Annotated in this window: 8 protein-coding genes; 5 read left to right on the forward strand and 3 right to left on the reverse strand. The window is 67.4% G+C overall.

Annotated elements, in window-relative coordinates; translation table 11 throughout:
- Position 1 precedes the first annotated feature (1 nt).
- Positions 2-619 (reverse strand): ribonuclease D, encoded by a 618-nt coding sequence (locus IQ35_RS15235; RefSeq protein ID WP_145074559.1) that lies wholly within the window; start codon positions 617-619, stop codon positions 2-4.
- A 248-nt stretch (positions 620-867) separates the two neighbouring features.
- Between IQ35_RS15235 and IQ35_RS21755 the strand changes: the two genes are divergently transcribed.
- The 4 genes from IQ35_RS21755 (at position 868) to IQ35_RS15255 (ending at position 7,786) form a co-directional block, all read left to right on the forward strand.
- Positions 868-1,656, forward strand: a complete 789-nt coding sequence (locus IQ35_RS21755; RefSeq protein WP_145074562.1) for a cold-shock protein — start codon at positions 868-870, stop codon at positions 1,654-1,656.
- A 346-nt stretch (positions 1,657-2,002) separates the two neighbouring features.
- The gene (locus tag IQ35_RS15245) at positions 2,003-2,818 is read left to right on the forward strand and encodes an ImuA family protein (RefSeq protein ID WP_145074565.1); all 816 of its coding nucleotides are present in this window, start codon (positions 2,003-2,005) and stop codon (positions 2,816-2,818) included.
- Positions 2,715-4,310: a Y-family DNA polymerase gene (locus IQ35_RS15250; RefSeq protein WP_059140361.1), complete on the forward strand. Its 1,596-nt coding sequence runs from the start codon at positions 2,715-2,717 to the stop codon at positions 4,308-4,310. Before IQ35_RS15245 ends, IQ35_RS15250 begins: the two co-directional genes overlap by 104 nt.
- Entirely contained in the window at positions 4,307-7,786 is a 3,480-nt protein-coding gene (locus IQ35_RS15255; RefSeq protein ID WP_145074569.1) for an error-prone DNA polymerase, read from the forward strand. The genes IQ35_RS15250 and IQ35_RS15255 overlap by 4 nt, the downstream gene beginning before the upstream one ends.
- 89 nt (positions 7,787-7,875) lie before the next feature.
- On the opposite strand, the gene IQ35_RS15260 is transcribed toward IQ35_RS15255, so the two are convergent.
- Positions 7,876-12,069, reverse strand: coding sequence for a translocation/assembly module TamB domain-containing protein (locus IQ35_RS15260; protein ID WP_145074572.1), 4,194 nt, complete (start codon positions 12,067-12,069; stop codon positions 7,876-7,878).
- Entirely contained in the window at positions 12,069-14,141 is a 2,073-nt protein-coding gene (locus tag IQ35_RS15265) for a BamA/TamA family outer membrane protein (RefSeq protein ID WP_376699487.1), read from the reverse strand. Before IQ35_RS15265 ends, IQ35_RS15260 begins: the two co-directional genes overlap by 1 nt.
- Before the next feature lie 181 nt (positions 14,142-14,322).
- On the opposite strand from IQ35_RS15265, the gene recJ reads away from it, so the two are divergent.
- Positions 14,323-16,089 carry a single-stranded-DNA-specific exonuclease RecJ gene (recJ, locus tag IQ35_RS15270; protein ID WP_031292563.1) on the forward strand — a complete coding sequence of 589 codons (1,767 nt, stop codon included), beginning with the start codon at positions 14,323-14,325 and terminating at the stop codon, positions 16,087-16,089.
- The last annotated feature ends 83 nt before the right edge of the window (positions 16,090-16,172 follow it).

The raw sequence follows: 16,172 nt of genomic DNA on the forward strand, positions 1-16,172 counted from the left end.
CTTACATATGCGCGAAGATATCGATCTCCGGCCATCCGGCCAGATCCAGCTCCGCCCGGTGCGGGAGGAAATCGAAACAGGCCTGCGCCAGCTCCATGCGGCCTTCGCGGATCAGGCGCTTGTCCAGCTCCTCCTTGAGCAGGTGGAGATAGCGCACGTCCGACGCCGCATAATCCTTCTGCGCGTCCGACAGCACCGGCGCGCCCCAATCGGAGCTTTGCTGCTGCTTGCTGATTTCCTGCCCCAGCAGTTCGCGCACCAGTTCCTTCAGGCCATGGCGGTCGGTATAGGTCCGGATCAGGCGCGAGGCGATCTTGGTGCAATAGACGGGCGCGGCGACCACGCCCAGATAATGCTTGATGGCGGCGATGTCGAAGCGCCCGAAATGGTAGAGCTTGAGGCGCGCCGGGTCGGCCAGCGCGGCTTTCAGGTTCGGCGCGGCATAATCGCTGCCGGGGTTGAAGCGCACCAGATGCTCGTCCCCCTGGCCGTCGCTGATCTGGACGACGCACAGCCGGTCGCGCGGGGTGATGAGACCCATGGTTTCAGTGTCGACGGCGATGGGGCCGGGGGCGAGGACGCCTGCGGGCAGATCCTCTTCATGGAAATGGACGGTCATCGCCTCCCTCTATGGCGAAACCGGGCATATCGCAATCGGCGCTTTCGCTTCCTTCTCTTTTCGCTCCGACCCCGATGCAATACGGGTCGGCGGAATCTGACATGCGGGAGGCTAAAATCATTCGCGCTCCCTTGAAAAGTTGATATAGTGATTCCCAAACCGCGTTCATGCGGTGGATTCTGCATGTCATTCGCCCGACATGTTTGTCCGATTCGACATTTGGGCGAAGCGAAAGTGACCAACAGGGCATGAGTTTTGATAGAGGTCGCCGCGGCGGGCGCGGCAAGGACAAGCGCGACGGTTTCGGCGAGGACAGTTTCTACGAAGGTGGCCGCAGTTTCGGCGGTGGCGGCTTTGGTGATCGCGGTGGTTTCGGCGCTGATCGCGGCGGCTTCGGCGGCGACCGGGGCGGCTTCGGCGGCGGCGGTGGCGGCGGTGGTTTCCGCAGCGGCGGCGGCGGCGGTGGTGGCGGCTTCGGCGGCGGTCGCGGCGGTATGCCCGCACAGGTCGTCGGCGAAGGCACGGGCGTCGTGAAATTCTTCAACGGCCAGAAGGGCTTCGGTTTCATCGTTCGCGACGATGGCGGCGAAGATGTGTTCGTGCACATCAGCGCGGTCGAACAGGCGGGCCTCACCGGTCTGGCCGAAGGGCAGCCGCTTGGCTTCACCCTCGTCGATCGCGGCGGCAAGGTGTCGGCGACCGACCTCAAGATCGAGGGCGAGCCGCTTCCGGTCGAGGAACGCGCCCCGCGTGAACCCCGCGCGGGCGGCTTCGGCGCTGATCGCGGCGGCGACCGCGGCCCGCAGCGCCAGCTCACCGGCGAGCGCGCCAGCGGCACGGTCAAGTTCTTCAACGCGATGAAGGGCTTCGGCTTCATCCAGCGCGACGATGGCCAGCCGGACGCCTTCGTGCACATCAGCGCCGTTGAGCGCGCGGGTCTGCCCGCCCTCAATGAAGGCGATCGCCTCGACTTCGAACTGGAAGTCGACCGCCGCGGCAAATATGCAGCGGTGAACCTCCAGTCGAAGGCCGACTGACGCCCTGCGGCCCTGCCGCCAGGACACGGAACGAGAAGGGCCGCCTGCTTGGCGGCCCTTTTTCTTTGGGGATAGAGCAGCTTGCAGACCCTCGTCGCGCGCGATGGCTGTTTGCGGCCATTGCCGCCATTGGCGTCTGCCGTTGCCCTGAACTTGTTTAGCTGCGCTGGCCTTTGGCTCTGGTCTATTCGCCGGATTGAGCAGAGGCTGCGAGGCTCCGCGCGAACCTGTCCGCTTCGTCTTCCTTTCCATGCGCAATGTTGATCCCCCAGGCTTTGCTTCGCCAGAGGCAGTGGGCGATTGACAGGAAGGCGCGCAGGATCGAAAAGAACAAATAGAGAACAGTATGATCGAGTCGGCCCGCACCCTTGCCGCCCTCAGGCGGCGCATCGCTTCGCTGGATAGCGCGGGAATCACGCGCCACGCGCATTTCCCTTTTGGCCATCCGTCGATCGACCGGGCGCTGGACGGCGGGTTGGCGCGCGGGCGGGTTCACGAATTCTTCGCTTGCGAAGGCGGGGAGGCGGCGGTCACGGGCCTTTCGTTGATCCTTGCGCGCCTCGCGGGACCGGAAGCCACGACCCTGTGGCTTCGTTCCTCCGCCGCCGCGCGCCAGGGGATGCCCTATGGACCGGGGCTGGCGGCCTTGGGAATCGATCCGGCGCATCTGCTGATCGGCGTGATGCGCGATGAAGCCATGCTGCTGCGCGCCGCCGTGGACGCCTTGCGATGCCCTGCTCTTGGCGCGCTGGTGCTCGAAATCCGGGGGCGCGCGCCGCAACTGGATTTGACCGCCAGCCGCCGCCTGACGCTGGCGGCGGAACAATCGGGCGTCACCGCGCTGCTTGTGCGCATGGACGCCGATCCCGTGCCGAGCGCCGCCGATACGCGCTGGCGGGTGGCGGCCGCGCCTTCCGCGCCCTTACCCGGAAACGCGCCGGGGATGAGCGCCTTCGATCTCACCCTGCTGCGCCATCGCGGCGGGCGGGACGGCATGGCGTGGCGATTGATCTGGGACAGTGAACGAAGCCAATTTGGAGACGGGCGCGATGAACGCGATGACCATGGATGGCAAGGCGAGGGACGAGACGGCGGCGCGCCGCTATCTCGCCCTCCACTTTCCTTTCCTGCCGTTCGACCGGCTGCGGATCGCGCGGCCTGACCTCTGGGCCGCGCGGCCGGACGGCGCGCCCGCGGCCATGGCGGAGCCGGTGCGGGGCGCGCTGCGCCTGGCCGCGCTGGATGCCGATGCGCTGGAACTGGGCCTTGTCCCCGGCATGACGCTGGCCGATGCGCGGGCGCGCGAGCCGGATCTGGCCGTATTCGACGCGGACCCCCATGCCGATCAGGACTGGCTGGAGCGCCTGTGCGACGGCTGCGCCCGTTACACCCCCATCGCGGCGCTCGACCCGCCTGCCGGGCTGATGCTCGACATCACCGGATGCGCGCATCTTTGGGGAGGAGAGGCCGGATTGGCGCAGGAGGCCGCCGGACGCCTGGAGCGGCATGGCATGGATGTGCGTCATGCCCTGGCGTCCACGCCCGAAGCCGCCCATGCGCTCGTCCGCTTTCCCATCGGCTCTGCGCCCAACGAGGATTCCGCCCTGCGCCGCCTGCCGGTGGAGGCGCTTCGCCTGGAGGAGGAAAGCGCGGTGGCCCTGCGCCGCGCGGGGCTGCGGACCGTGGGCGATCTGGCCGCGCGTCCCGCCGCCACGCTGGCGGCGCGCTTCGGGGAGGGGGCGGTGGATGCGCTCCATCGCCTGCTTGGATTGGGAAAGCGGCCCCTCGCGCCCCGCCGCCCGCGCCCCGCCATCCGCATCGAACGCCGCTTCGCCGAACCCATGGGCAGCACGCCCCATGCCCTTGCCGTCCTGTCGGACATGATTGCGCAAGCGGGCGAGCGGCTGGCCGAACGGGGACAGGGCGGCCGCCGGTTCGAGGCAGTCTTCTTCCGCAGCGACGGCCTCGCTTTTCCGTTGCGCGTCGAAACCAGCATGCCTGTCCGCGACGCGCCCGCGATCCTGCGCCTGATCGAGGAGAAGATCGACGGCCTGTCCGACCCGCTCGACCCCGGTTTCGGCTTCGACATGCTGCGCCTCACCGTCCCGCGCGCCGAACCGATGGCGCCCACCCAGCTTGCGCTGGAAGGCGGCGAGGCGCGCAGGGAGGAAGGGACCGCCGCGCTGATCGACCGGCTTTCGATCCGCGCGGGCCGGATGCAGGTCCAGCGGCTCCATCCGCGCGACAGCCATATCCCCGAACAGGCCCAGCTTGCGCTCCCCGCCATGGACAATCCCGCGCCTGCCCCCTGGCCGCGGCAGGAGGCGTCCGGCGATCCCCCGATGCGCCCGCTCCATCTGTTCGATCCGCCCCAGCCCATCGACGTGATGGCGGAGGTGCCCGACGGGCCGCCGCATCGCTTCCGCTGGCGGCGGGCGCTGCATGACGTCATCCGCTATGAAGGACCGGAGCGGATCGCCCCCCAATGGTGGACGGCGAAGGACGGCGCGCTGGACGGAGAGGGGACCGGGCACACGCGCGACTATTACCGGGTGGAGGATGCGCGCGGCCGCCGCTACTGGATATTCCGCCACGGCCTCTATGGGACGGAGGCGGCGCATCCCGGCTGGTATCTGCACGGCCTGTTCGCATGAGCGCACGGCATCCCGATCCGCCCGATCCGCCGCCCTTCGCGGAACTGGCCGCCGCCACCAATTTCTCCTTCCTGCGCGGCGCGTCCCATGGCGAGGACATGGTGCGGCAGGCCGTCACGCTGGGCCTCAAGGGGCTGGGCATAGCCGATCGCAACACGGTCGCGGGCGTGGTCCGCGCCTGGTCGGCGTTGAGGCGGATCATCGGCGATGCGCGCGAATCGATGCTGGCGGACAAGCGCGCCCGCGAAGGAGCCGGGGCCCAGCTCACGGAACGGGAGGAAGCCGCCTGCGCCCCCGACATGCGACTGCTGACGGGCGCGCGGCTGGTTTTCGTCGACGGCACGCCCGACATCGTCGCCTATCCCGCCACGCGGCAGGGATGGGGGGAACTCACCAAATTGCTGACGGTCGGCAATCTGCGCTCGATCAAGGGCGACTGCATCCTGACATATGAGGATCTGACCGCCTATCTCGACGATCTGCTGCTGATCGTCCTGCCTTATTCCACTGCCACCGATCAGACCGCTCACCGCAAGCCGGTGGACTATGAACATGATGACCGCCCCTCCCCGGAATCCGTGACGCAGGGTCATCTCAGCCTCGTGCCTCCGCCGCCGCCCGCCGATCTGGAGGCGCTGCTCACCCGCCTTTCCCGCCTTGCGCCGGGACGGCTGTGGCTGGGCGCAGCGCTGCGCCGGGACGGGCGCGACGCGCGCAGGCTGGCGGAATATCGCGACCTTTCCACACGCACCGGCGCGCCGCTGATCGCGACGATGGATGCGCTCTACGCCACGCCGGACCAGCGCCCGCTCCAGGATGTGCTGAGCTGCATCCGCGAAGGCACGACCATCGCGCAGGCGGGACGCAGGCTGGAGGCGAATGCGGAGCGCCATCTCCATGCGCCCGCCGCCATCGCCCGCCTGTTCCGCGCCTGCCCGCAAGCGGTGGCGGAAACCGCCCGCTTCCTCAGCCGCGTCGGCTTCACGCTCGACCAGCTCCGCTACGAATATCCGCATGAGCCGGTGCCCGAGGGTTGGACCGCCCAGCAATGGCTGGAGGAACTCACCCTCACCGCCGCCCATGCCCATTACGGGCCCCGCATCCCGGCAAGGGTCCGGGCGCTGCTGGACGAGGAATTCGGCCTGATCCGCAAGCGCAACTATGCCTATTATTTCCTGACCGTCCACGACATCGTCGCCTTTGCCCGGATGGAAGGCATATTGTGCCAGGGGCGCGGATCGGCCGCCAATTCCATGGTCTGCTTCCTGCTCGGCGTCACCTCCATCGACCCGGCCAGCCACGACCTGCTCTTCTCCCGCTTCGTATCGGAAGAGCGGGACGAGCCGCCTGATATCGACGTCGATTTCGAGCATGAGCGGCGCGAGGAGGTGATGCAATATATCTATGAGCGCTACGGCCGCCACCGCGCCGGAATCGCCGCGACCGTCATCCATTACCGCTCGCGCAGCGCCGTGCGCGAAGCGGCGAAGGTGCTGGGCCTCAGCGAGGATGTCGCCGCCCGCCTCGCCGGCACCGTCTGGGGCAGCTATGCGAGCGACATGGGCGCCGCGCGCTTTGCGGAGGCGGGCTTCGCGCTCGACAATCCCCGCATCGTGCAGTTGCGCGCCATCGTCGACCAGTTGCTCGAAAAGCCCTTCCCCCGGCATTTGTCGCAGCATGTCGGCGGCTTTGTCCTGACGCAGAACCGGCTCGATGAAACCGTGCCGCTCCACCATGCCGCGATGAAGGACCGCACCTTCATCGAATGGGACAAGGACGACATCGACGCCCTTGGCCTGATGAAGGTCGATGTGCTGGCGCTGGGGATGCTGACCTGCCTGCGCAAGGCGTTCGACCTGATCCGGCAGCAAGGGCTGGGCGACCCGAAGCTGACGGTCGATATCGATTCCAGCGATCCGGCGGTCTACGACATGCTGTGCAAGGGCGACAGCATCGGCGTGTTCCAGGTGGAAAGCCGCGCCCAGATCAACATGCTTCCCCGTTTGAAGCCGCGCAATCTCTACGACCTCACGATTCAGGTCGCGATCGTGCGCCCCGGCCCGATCGAAGGCGATATGGTCCATCCCTATCTGCGCCGCCGCTGCGGGGAGGAGGAGGTGATCTATCCCTATCCCTCGCCGGAACATGGTCCCAAGGATGAGTTGAAGCAGCTATTGGGCAAGACCTGCGGCGTGCCGCTGTTTCAGGAGCAGGCGATGAAGCTTGCCATCACCGCCGCCAATTTCAAGCCGGAAGAAGCCAACCAGCTCCGCCGCGCCATGGCGACCTTCCGCAATGTCGGCACCATCCACCATTTCCGCGACAAGATGATAAACGGCATGGCGGCGCGCGGCTATGAGCGCGATTTCGCCGAACGCTGTTTCAAGCAGATCGAGGGGTTCGGCAGCTATGGCTTCCCCGAAAGCCACGCTCTGTCCTTCGCCCGTCTGGTCTATCTCTCCGCCTGGATCAAATGCCATCACCCGGCCATTTTCGCCTGCGCGCTGCTCAATTCGCAGCCCATGGGCTTCTATGCTCCCGCGCAGATCGTCCGCGACGCCCGCGAGCATGGCGTCACCGTGCATGATGTGGATGTGAACATGAGCATATGGGACAATGCCCTTGAACCGCTGCTGCGCTCTCGCGACACGGCGAAAGGCGAAGGAAAGGGCAGGGCGATTGCCCTGCGGCTGGGCCTGCGGCAGGTCGACGGCTTTCGCGAGGAGTGGGCGGCCGGGCTGGAAAAGGCCCGCGCCGGCGGCCTCTTCACCAGCATGGAGGATCTGGCCCGCCGCGCCGCGCTGCCCGCCCGCGCCCTGCGTCTGCTGGCCGACGCGGACGCTTGCCGCTCGCTGGGGCAGGACCGGCGCGCGGCTTTATGGGAAGCGCGCCGCACGCCGTCGGACGAACTCCCCCTGTTCGCCGCCGCCCGCAGCCGCGATCCCGCTGCCCGCGAACTGGGCGCGGAACCCGATGCGATGCTCCCCGCCATGCCGCTGTCGGAGCATGTCGCGACCGATTATCAGGTGACGCGCCTGTCCCTCAAAGGCCATCCCATGCAATTCCTGCGCCCGGTCTTCGCTGCCGAGGGCGCTCTCACCTGCGCCCAAATCAGCGCCGCGAAGAACGGCGCGCAGGTCCGCGCCGCCGGCGTCGTGCTGGTCCGCCAGCGCCCCGGCAAGGGCAATGCCGTCTTCATCACCATCGAGGATGAAACGGGCATCGCCAACATCCTGCTCTGGGCGCGCCTGTTCGAAATGCAGCGCCGCCCGGTCATGGCGTCCCGCCTGATGCTGGTGGAAGGCGAAGTGCAACGCAGCAAGGAAGGCGTCGTGCACCTGATGGCGACCCGCGTGCATGACCGCACCGCCGAACTCGATCATTTGTCGGAAAGCCAGAGCGGCCGCGCCCGCGCCCGCGCATCCAGCCACCCCCGCAATGTCCGCATCCTTCCCGGCTCGCGGGACTTTCATTGAGGGGGAGGAGAAAGAGAGCCTCTACACCGTCCGCGATCCCCAAACCGGATTCAAGCCGCATCCTGCGAGAATAATACTCTCCGCCGCCCTCAATAATCCTTCGAATAGCGCAGGTTTGCCGATGATCCTGCATTGGTTCCCGTCTTCGACAACAGGCTCAGCGTCTTGGACAGCGCGATCTCCAGTTGCGTCGCGGTGAAGCCCTTGGGGTCGGTAATCACCTCCACATAGACATTGTTGGAGATATGCTGCCCGACCGCCAGCGACGTGCCGCGCCCGGTCGCCTCGTCCCCACCGACAATGCCGATGCGGTCGAGGCCGGAAGCGCCCTGCAACTTGCCCAGCGGATTGAGGCCCCCGCTGCCGCCGCGCAGGCCGTTCAGCGCCACCGCCAGTTGCACCGCCTGCGTCGCCGACAGGTTCGCCACATTGCTGCCGAACAGGATGCGCGCCAATATCTCGTCCTGCGGCAAGGTCGGGTTGGATATGAAGCTGATGTCGGGCCGCTGCGCCGAGCCGTTGACCGCGATTCCCGCTGTGACGGCGTCGATCTTCGTTTCCGCGCGGATCGCCAGCGTCGGGTTCATCATCTCCCCTTCAAAGGTGATGACGCCCTGTTCCAGCTCGAACTGATGGCCCGAGAAGCTGTAGCGGCCCCGTATCACCTCGATCTTGCCGACCACGCGCGGATTGGCGGTGGTGCCGGTGACGCGCATGTTGGTTTTCCATTCGGAATCGAGGCCCATGCCGGTCACATAGATTTCATTGTCCGCCCGCACCCGGATATCGAGCTTCCAGTCCGCGGGCTTGGCCGCCGCCTGCCGCGCCGCAATGCGCTGGTCCAGGATATCCGTGCCCTCGCCCTTGCGCCGCACGCCTTGCAGTTGGCGGATGTCGGTGCCGCCCTGCCACGCCACGCGGTAGCGGGTTTCGGGCAGCGACAGGTCGCCCTTGATAAGCCCGCCATCGGCCGCGCTGTTGGTGATGGCGAGCGTGCCGCTGACGACGCTGGTGATGGCTTCGCTGCGGGCGAGGCGGGCGCGGTCCATCTTCACCGCGATGTTCATCGGGAAGCCGCTGTCCGCCGCCAGCCCCACCGTCCCGCTCGCCTGCACGGTGCCGTCGCCCGCCCGGCCGGAAAAATCCCTGATCTCCAGCCGGTCGTTGGTGAAGCGCCCGCCCAGCCGCATTTGCGTGACCCGCGTGCCGAACGTCTCATTTTCATAGGTCAGCGCATTGGCGCGGACGAGGCCGTTGATGCGCGGATCGTTCACCCGGCCGCCAAAGTCCGCCGCCACCGCGATCGGTCCCGTCAGCCGCTGATCGGCCAGCCCCGCGAAGGAGAAGAGCACATCGGCAGGCCCGGCATAGCGGATGCCTCCGCCCAGCGGCGCGGCCATCAGTTGCTCGGACCAGCTTGCGCCCGGTCCGGGCGGCGCCAGCGTTGCGATGAAGCGGCCCAGCGACGCATTGCCGCGGCGGATGACGCCGCGCAGGTCGCCGCCCGCCGCCGTCAGCTTGCCTTCGACATTCATCGCCACCGGATCGGACACGGCGGTCAGGCTGGAACGGCGGAAGTCGCTGATCGCCAGCCGCGTCGTCGCGATGGGGAAGGCGTTTCCTTCCTGCGCGAAGTCCAGCGTCCCCGTCGCCCGCCCGCCAATGCCGATGCCGGGGCTGAACATGTTGACGATGGCGAGGTCGAAATCCTTGAACCGCGCCTGCAACGCCGTGCGGTCGCCGAAACGGCCGGCCAGATCGACTTTCCCCTGCGGCAGCACCAGCGTCGCCGGTTCCAGTCTGTATCCACCCTGCTCGATGCGGATGATCGCGGGCTTGGCGAGGCGGAAGTCGACATTGCTCGCCTTGCCCTGCACCGCCACGGCATAGAGCGTGGGCCGCAGCGCCGCATTGACCGCTATGGAAAAGGGCACGCCGCTCGACCCGTCGGCGACAAGCTGCGCGCGGCCTCGTCCGCCCTGATAGTCGATCCTGGTTCGTGCCTTCCGCACGATATAGTCGCCATAGGCCGCGTTCGCCATTTGCACATCGGCCAAGATGCGGGGTTGGTCCGTCATCACCAGGGAGGCGCTGACGAGCGCGCGCCCGATCACCACATCGGCCTCGCCCGGCAGCTTCGCATTGCTGGCGGTGGCGTTCACGTCGACGCCCTGCGCCTCGCCGACCGCTGCCAGACGAATGGCGCCGTTGATGCCCGATCCGTTCAGGGAAAGCTGGCCCGCGAACGGCCCTGCCTGCGTCTGGCGCAGTGTCCCCGCCATATCCACGCCCGCAAAGCGCGCCCTGGTCACGTCGATGGTGAGCGGTCCCTGCGCCGTGCGGATCAGCACATTGGCGAAGAAGGGGCCATAGTCAGACCCGCCCGTCGCCTCCAGCCGGTATCCCGCCGCCTCGCCGTTCAGCTTTGCTACCACATCGCGCAACTGCACGCCGACATTGGGCCGCGCCGCGCGCAGCACCGCCTGCGGCCGCTCCATCGTGCCGCGCACGGCCAGCGTCAGCGGCCCATATTGCTTCGACGCCGCCGCCGTGTCGAAGGTGATCGCGCCGTCCGTGTCATAGCTGCCGGAGCCGGACAGAATTCGGAAATTGGGCGCGGCGCCTTTGAGGCCCGCCAGCGTGAACTTGCCCTCCGGCGTCATGCCGATCCGCCCGCTCGCGACGGCGTTGCCGCCCAGGAAATCGCGCACCGACGCATTGTCCCATCGCGCGGTCCGCACGCCGAACTTGCCCGACAGGCCAAAGCCGCCCTTCGGCCCCGGCACCAGCTCCATGTCCGTGGTCAGGTTCACGATGCCGACGCCGTCGACCTTGTAATCATTGACCCGCCCCTTGAGCGCGCCGCGATAGATGGCGTTGTCGAGGTCGGCGAGGACAATGGCCGTCGCGTCGATCCGGTTGCTGTTGATCTTGAGGTTGTCGCTGATGAGCTTTCCGCCTGCATAAGCGAAGTCGCCCTTCACGCGCAGATTTTCGAGCAGGCCCCCAGCGGCGGCGTTAAGGCCCGTCACCCGCCGCGCCGTGGCGCTCACCGGGATGCGGATGCGATCCGCGTCGATCACCGCCCGCCCGCTGGCCTTCAATCCTTCGATACCGGTTGCGTCGAAGGCGAGCATGGCCGCCGTGATGTCATAGTCGACAAAGGGCGTCGCCATCGGCCCGTCGAGAATGACGGAGGCGCGCACGTCCCGGCCCTTCACCTTTTCCATGATCGCGCCGGGCGTCAGCAGCGCCGCGTCGATCTTGAGCGCGCTGAACCGGCTCTTGCCCAGGTCGATGAGGCCCTGCGCGTTCGCCGCCAGCGCAGGCGAACGCAATGTGCCTTTGAGGTTCACGCGCCGCTCGTTGAGGCCCGCGAACAGGTCCACGTCGAGGGCGGGAGTCGTCAGTCGGTCCACCGTCCCGGCAAAGACGAGGCCGGGCCGCAGCGGACCTTTGGCGGTGAAATTCCCATCCCGCGCCGCCAGTGCGATATTCGCAAGCTCGCCCTTGGGCGATGTCGCGACCAGCCGCCCGTCCCATGCCTGCCATGTGCCCTTGCCGTCGAGCGTCGCGGTGACGCCGTCGGTCAATCCCGTCATCGCCGCGATCACGCCGCCCTTGGGTGCGGTGAGCGTCCCCTTCATGGCGAGGCGGTTTTGCGCGGGCACGGCGTCCAGGCTCGCGGCCAGACGGTCGCCGCTGTCCACCACGGCATTGGCGGAAAGCTGCGCGCGCCCGTCCGCGATATGGGTCACGCCGTCGATGGCGATTTCCCGCTTCTGCCCGATGACGGGCTTGGCAAGGATGAACCGCGCCAGCTTCATCCGGTCCACGTCGATGTCGAGGTCCGGCAGGATCGGCGCGTTGGGATCGGTCGGCGTCTGGTTGAACTGCGGACTGCGCGCCAGCACCACCAGCGGACTCTCCAGCAACTGCACGGAAATATGATTGTTGATGTAGCGGAACGGGCGCCACACCACATGCACTTGCGGACTGACGGCGAACACGCCCTTGGGATCGCGCAGGACGAGGTCATGGATCACCATGTCGCTGTAGATCGACCCGTCGATCCGCCCGACCTCGATCGCCATGCCGGATTCCATCTTGAGCGCGGCGATCTGGCGGATCAGGAATGTCTTGCCCGGCTGGGTATTGAGGAACAGCAAAAGTCCTACAGCCAGCACGGCCAGCGCCACGACCAGGCCCGCCGCGCCGATGGCGATCTTCGCCCAGAGCGGACGTCCCGGACGGGCTGGGGGAGGGGGAGTATCGTCCGCCATCAGAATGCCTGCCCTATGCCGATATAGAGGGCGAATTTGGATTCGCCCGGCTGCCGGTTGATCGGCATGGCGATATCCGCGCGGAACGGTCCGAAATTGGTGTAGAAGCGCCCGCCTATGCCGACGCCGTACCGAATGTCGGAGAATTTGGGCATGGCGCTTTCATAGACCTGCCCCGCGTCGACAAAGGCGACGATGCCGTAATTGCCGAACCGATAGCGCCCCTCGACCGCGAACTCGTTCACGGACCGGCCGCCGACCGGATCGTTGTTCGCGTCCTTTGGCCCCAACTCCTGATAGCCATAGCCGCGCACCGATCCGCCCCCGCCCGCATAGATGCGCCGTGACGGGGCGATGTCGTCGCGCGCCGCCCCGGTGATCGTGCCCACCCGCGTGCGCGCCGCGACCACCAGAGTGTCGGACACCGGGTAATAGCCCGCCAGATCGAAGGTCGCCCGGACATAGGGCGACACATTGCCCTGCAAGGAGGCTTCGGGCGACACGCGCAGATTGGCGCGGAATCCCTTGGTGGGATCGAGCAGGTCGTTCGACCGGTCATAGCCAAGCTGCATCGGCAATGCGCCGATGAAATAGGTCAGCCGCTTGGCGTCGCCCGTACTTTCGTCGACCGTGGTCTTTTCGTTCGAAAGCAGCACTTCGACGCCATAAGTATAAGTCCATCGCTTCTGGAAGATCGGCGTCGACTGGCGGGAGATGCTGGCGTTGAGGCCCAGGGTGAAGGCTTCATAGGCGTCATATTTCTGGTGATTGACGTTGACGCCCGCCTGGAACGTCCGGTCGCGCTTGCCTGCGTTGGACCGGCGGAAGGTGCCCGATACGCCCTGTTCCTGCGTCCCCGCGATCACCCCGCCGATCAGCGCGCCTTCGGGCGGGAAGAGATTGCGGTGCGTCCATGTCCCTTCGGCCCGGAACCCCTGCCCGGTGCCATAGCCCAGCTCGCCCGCCAGCGTGCGCGGCGGCCCGGCTTCCTGCTCGACATGCAGGTCGACATATTCCGTGCCGTCCGGTCCCGGCGCGCCGGTCTGCACCGGATCGACGGCGACGCTGGAAAACAGCCCCGTCGCCACCAGCGCGCGGCGCAGGTCGTCCACCTTGCGGCTGTCGTAAAGCTCGTCCGGCTTGAAGCGGCTGATGACTTTCATATGATCCGCGCCGAACGCCTGCTTCCTTCCGCTGGTGGTGATGCCCCGGAAGGAGCCGCGCGGTCCTGTTTCGACCGGCAGCGTATAGTCGCCCGTCACGGTGGCGGGATCGAGCAAGATATCGCGGTCCCCGACCTTCACGAAGGGATAGCCGTTCTCCGGCAGCTTGAGCGCGACATTGGCCTCCGCGCCCTCCACCTGCGCCGCCACGATATAATCGCCGGTCTTGAGCGGCAGGCTGTCGCGGATCAGGCCCGGCGGCACGGTCGGCCCCGCGTTGATGACGATGTCGCCGATCCGGTATCTTTTCCCCGGCGTCACCGAAACCACCGCCTTCAGCGCGCCGTCGCCCGACTGTTCCAGCGAGGACAGCGCCGTTCCGTCATAATAGCCCTCCGAATAGAGCAGCCGCACGGCGAGCGCCTCATCCTCCTGCGCGCGGGCCTGCACCATGGCGGCGGTGTCCGCCTTGCCCTTGCCGTCGACCAGGGCGGAGGCTTCCCGAAATTCGTCTTCCAGTCCGGTGCCGTCGAAACCCTCCACCGAAAACGCATAATGCACGGCGGGCAGCTTTTCGTCGGGAACATCTTCGGCGACCTGCGCGGGCACCGTCACGCTGTCGAGCGCGGGCAGGGGCTGGGCCAGTTCCGCGTCGGCGGCCGGCTCGGTGGCGGGCGGCAATTCGCCGGGCGTTGCGGCGCTCTGCGGCATCTGCTGATCCAGCCAGCTGTCGACGGACGGCAGCGGCGATGCGGCGTCCGATGGCGCGTCGCCCAGAGGGGGCAGGCGCTGTTCGAACTGGTCGTCTGGCAGGATCGGCTTTTCAGGCTCGGGCGCGGGCTGGTCTACATTGGCGAGAGGCGGTGTCTGGGCCATCAGAGCGGGTGGGCACGCCGCGATCATAGCCATGCCGATGGCATGCCCCATCCCGGTTCTGCGCCTGTCGCCCGTCAATCTTTTGCCCCTTTCATGCCCGCTCTTTCACAGGAGCGTGGAATTGACAATACGCTCAATGTCTTGCGCAGGTTCCAAACCCGTTACGATCGACGGCGCGCTTCCCTCGGCGGCGGGACGGGTCTACAGCCGTGCCATGACGATCGCGCTGAACATCTCCCGCTCCATATCGGGCCAACCCTGGCGCTGGCGCGGGCAGGGGGCGGATGCCCGCGATCCCGGTTATCGCCCCGACGATCTGGTGACGCAATTGCTGCTGGCACGCGGCTGTCCGCGTGAGGCGGTGGAGGCGCACCGCAATCCCACCATCCGCCATTTCATGCCCGACCCCAGCCTGTTCCGCGACATGGATGCCGCCGCCGACCGGCTTGCCGACGCCGTGCAGAGCCAGGAGGATGTCCGCATCTTTGGCGATTATGACGTGGACGGCGCGACCAGCGCGGCGCTGCTGATCCGGCTATTGCGTGATCTGGGACTGAACGCGAAACCCTATATCCCTGATCGCCTGATGGAAGGCTATGGTCCATCGGGCGAGGCGCTGGTGCGGCTGGCGGGAGAGGGCGCGAGCCTGATCGTCACCGTCGATTGCGGCGCGCAGGCTTTCGACGCGTTGCTGCAAGCGAAGCAGGCCGGCGTCGATGTGGTCGTGGTCGATCATCACAAATGCGCCGCCGCGCTTCCCGAAGCCTTCGCGCTGGTCAACCCCAACCGCCTCGATGAAGCGGATGAAGCCGCCGCGCATGGCCATCTGGCGGCGGTGGGCGTGGCCTTCCTGCTGGGCGCGGCGCTGGTGCGGACGTTGCGCGCGCGCGGATGGTTCGCGGCGCGATCCGAACCGCCGCTCATGGAATTGCTCGACATCGTGGCGCTGGGCACCGTCGCCGATGTGGCGCAGCTCAAGGGGCTGAACCGGGCCTTTGTGGCGCAGGGACTGAAGGTCATGGCGAAGCGGCGCAATATCGGCCTTGCCGCGCTGATGGACGCCAGCCGCCTTAGCCGCGCGCCGCTGTGCCATGATCTCGGCTTCGCGCTGGGGCCGCGCATCAATGCGGGCGGGCGCGTGGGCAAGGCGGATCTGGGCGTGCGCCTGCTGACGACCGAGGATCCGCTGGAAGCCGCCCGCATCGCCGCCGAACTCGACCGTCTCAACGAAGAGCGGCGCGCCATTGAATCGCTGGTGCAGGAACAGGCGGAGGCGTTGCTGGAGGCGCAGGGCAACCGTGCGGTTGCCCTGGTTTCCGGCGCGGGCTGGCATCCCGGCGTCATCGGCATCGTGGCGGGCCGCCTCAAGGAGAAAGCGGGGCGTCCCGCCATCGTCATCGCCCTCGACGAAGACGGCCTCGGCAAGGGGTCGGGCCGATCCATATCCGGCGTCGACCTGGGCGCCGCCGTCCTCGCCGCCAAGGACGGCGGCCTGCTGGTCGCCGGCGGGGGCCATGCCATGGCGGCGGGCCTGACCGTTGCGGCGGAAAAGCTGGATGCGCTGATCGATTTCCTCGACGACCGCCTTTCCGCCGCCGTGGCCCGTTCCCGCGACGACCGCGCCCTGATGATAGACGCCGTGCTCGCGCCTGCCGGGGTCAATCCCGATTTCGTCGCGGCGATGGAAGCCGGCGGTCCCTATGGGGCGGGCTGGCCCGCGCCGCTCATCGCGTCCGGGCCGATGCGAGTCATCAAGGCGGATGTGGTCGGCAACGGCCATTTGCGCGCCATCATGGCGGGCGACGATGGCCGGTCGATCAAGACCATCGCCTTCCGCAAGGCCGAAACGGAACTGGGGCAGGCCATTCTCGCAGCGCCCAGGGATCGGCGGCTTTGGGTGGCTGGCCGGGCGAAGATCGACGATTGGGGCGCGCGCCCCGCCGCCGAACTCCATCTGGAAGACGCCGCCTGGGCCGATTGAAACAAAGCTGCATTTTCATCGCGCAAGGGGCTTGACCGCCGCGAAGCCAGCCCCTAATGCCCGCCTCGCTTCACAGCGCCGCC

It is taken from the genome of Sphingobium wenxiniae, assembly GCF_007830065.1.
Classification (GTDB): domain Bacteria; phylum Pseudomonadota; class Alphaproteobacteria; order Sphingomonadales; family Sphingomonadaceae; genus Sphingobium; species Sphingobium wenxiniae.

What these genes read in the sequence shown, in the direction of transcription:
- recJ (WP_031292563.1), top strand. Translation starts at nt 14,323, where the DNA reads ATGACGATCGCGCTGAACATCTCCCGCTCCATATCGGGCCAACCCTGG.
- IQ35_RS15265 (WP_376699487.1), bottom strand. Translation starts at nt 14,141, where the DNA reads ATGGCTATGATCGCGGCGTGCCCACCCGCTCTGATGGCCCAGACACCG.
- IQ35_RS15245 (WP_145074565.1), top strand. Translation starts at nt 2,003, where the DNA reads ATGATCGAGTCGGCCCGCACCCTTGCCGCCCTCAGGCGGCGCATCGCT.
- IQ35_RS15250 (WP_059140361.1), top strand. Translation starts at nt 2,715, where the DNA reads ATGACCATGGATGGCAAGGCGAGGGACGAGACGGCGGCGCGCCGCTAT.
- IQ35_RS15235 (WP_145074559.1), bottom strand. Translation starts at nt 619, where the DNA reads ATGACCGTCCATTTCCATGAAGAGGATCTGCCCGCAGGCGTCCTCGCC.
- IQ35_RS15260 (WP_145074572.1), bottom strand. Translation starts at nt 12,069, where the DNA reads ATGGCGGACGATACTCCCCCTCCCCCAGCCCGTCCGGGACGTCCGCTC.
- IQ35_RS21755 (WP_145074562.1), top strand. Translation starts at nt 868, where the DNA reads ATGAGTTTTGATAGAGGTCGCCGCGGCGGGCGCGGCAAGGACAAGCGC.
- IQ35_RS15255 (WP_145074569.1), top strand. Translation starts at nt 4,307, where the DNA reads ATGAGCGCACGGCATCCCGATCCGCCCGATCCGCCGCCCTTCGCGGAA.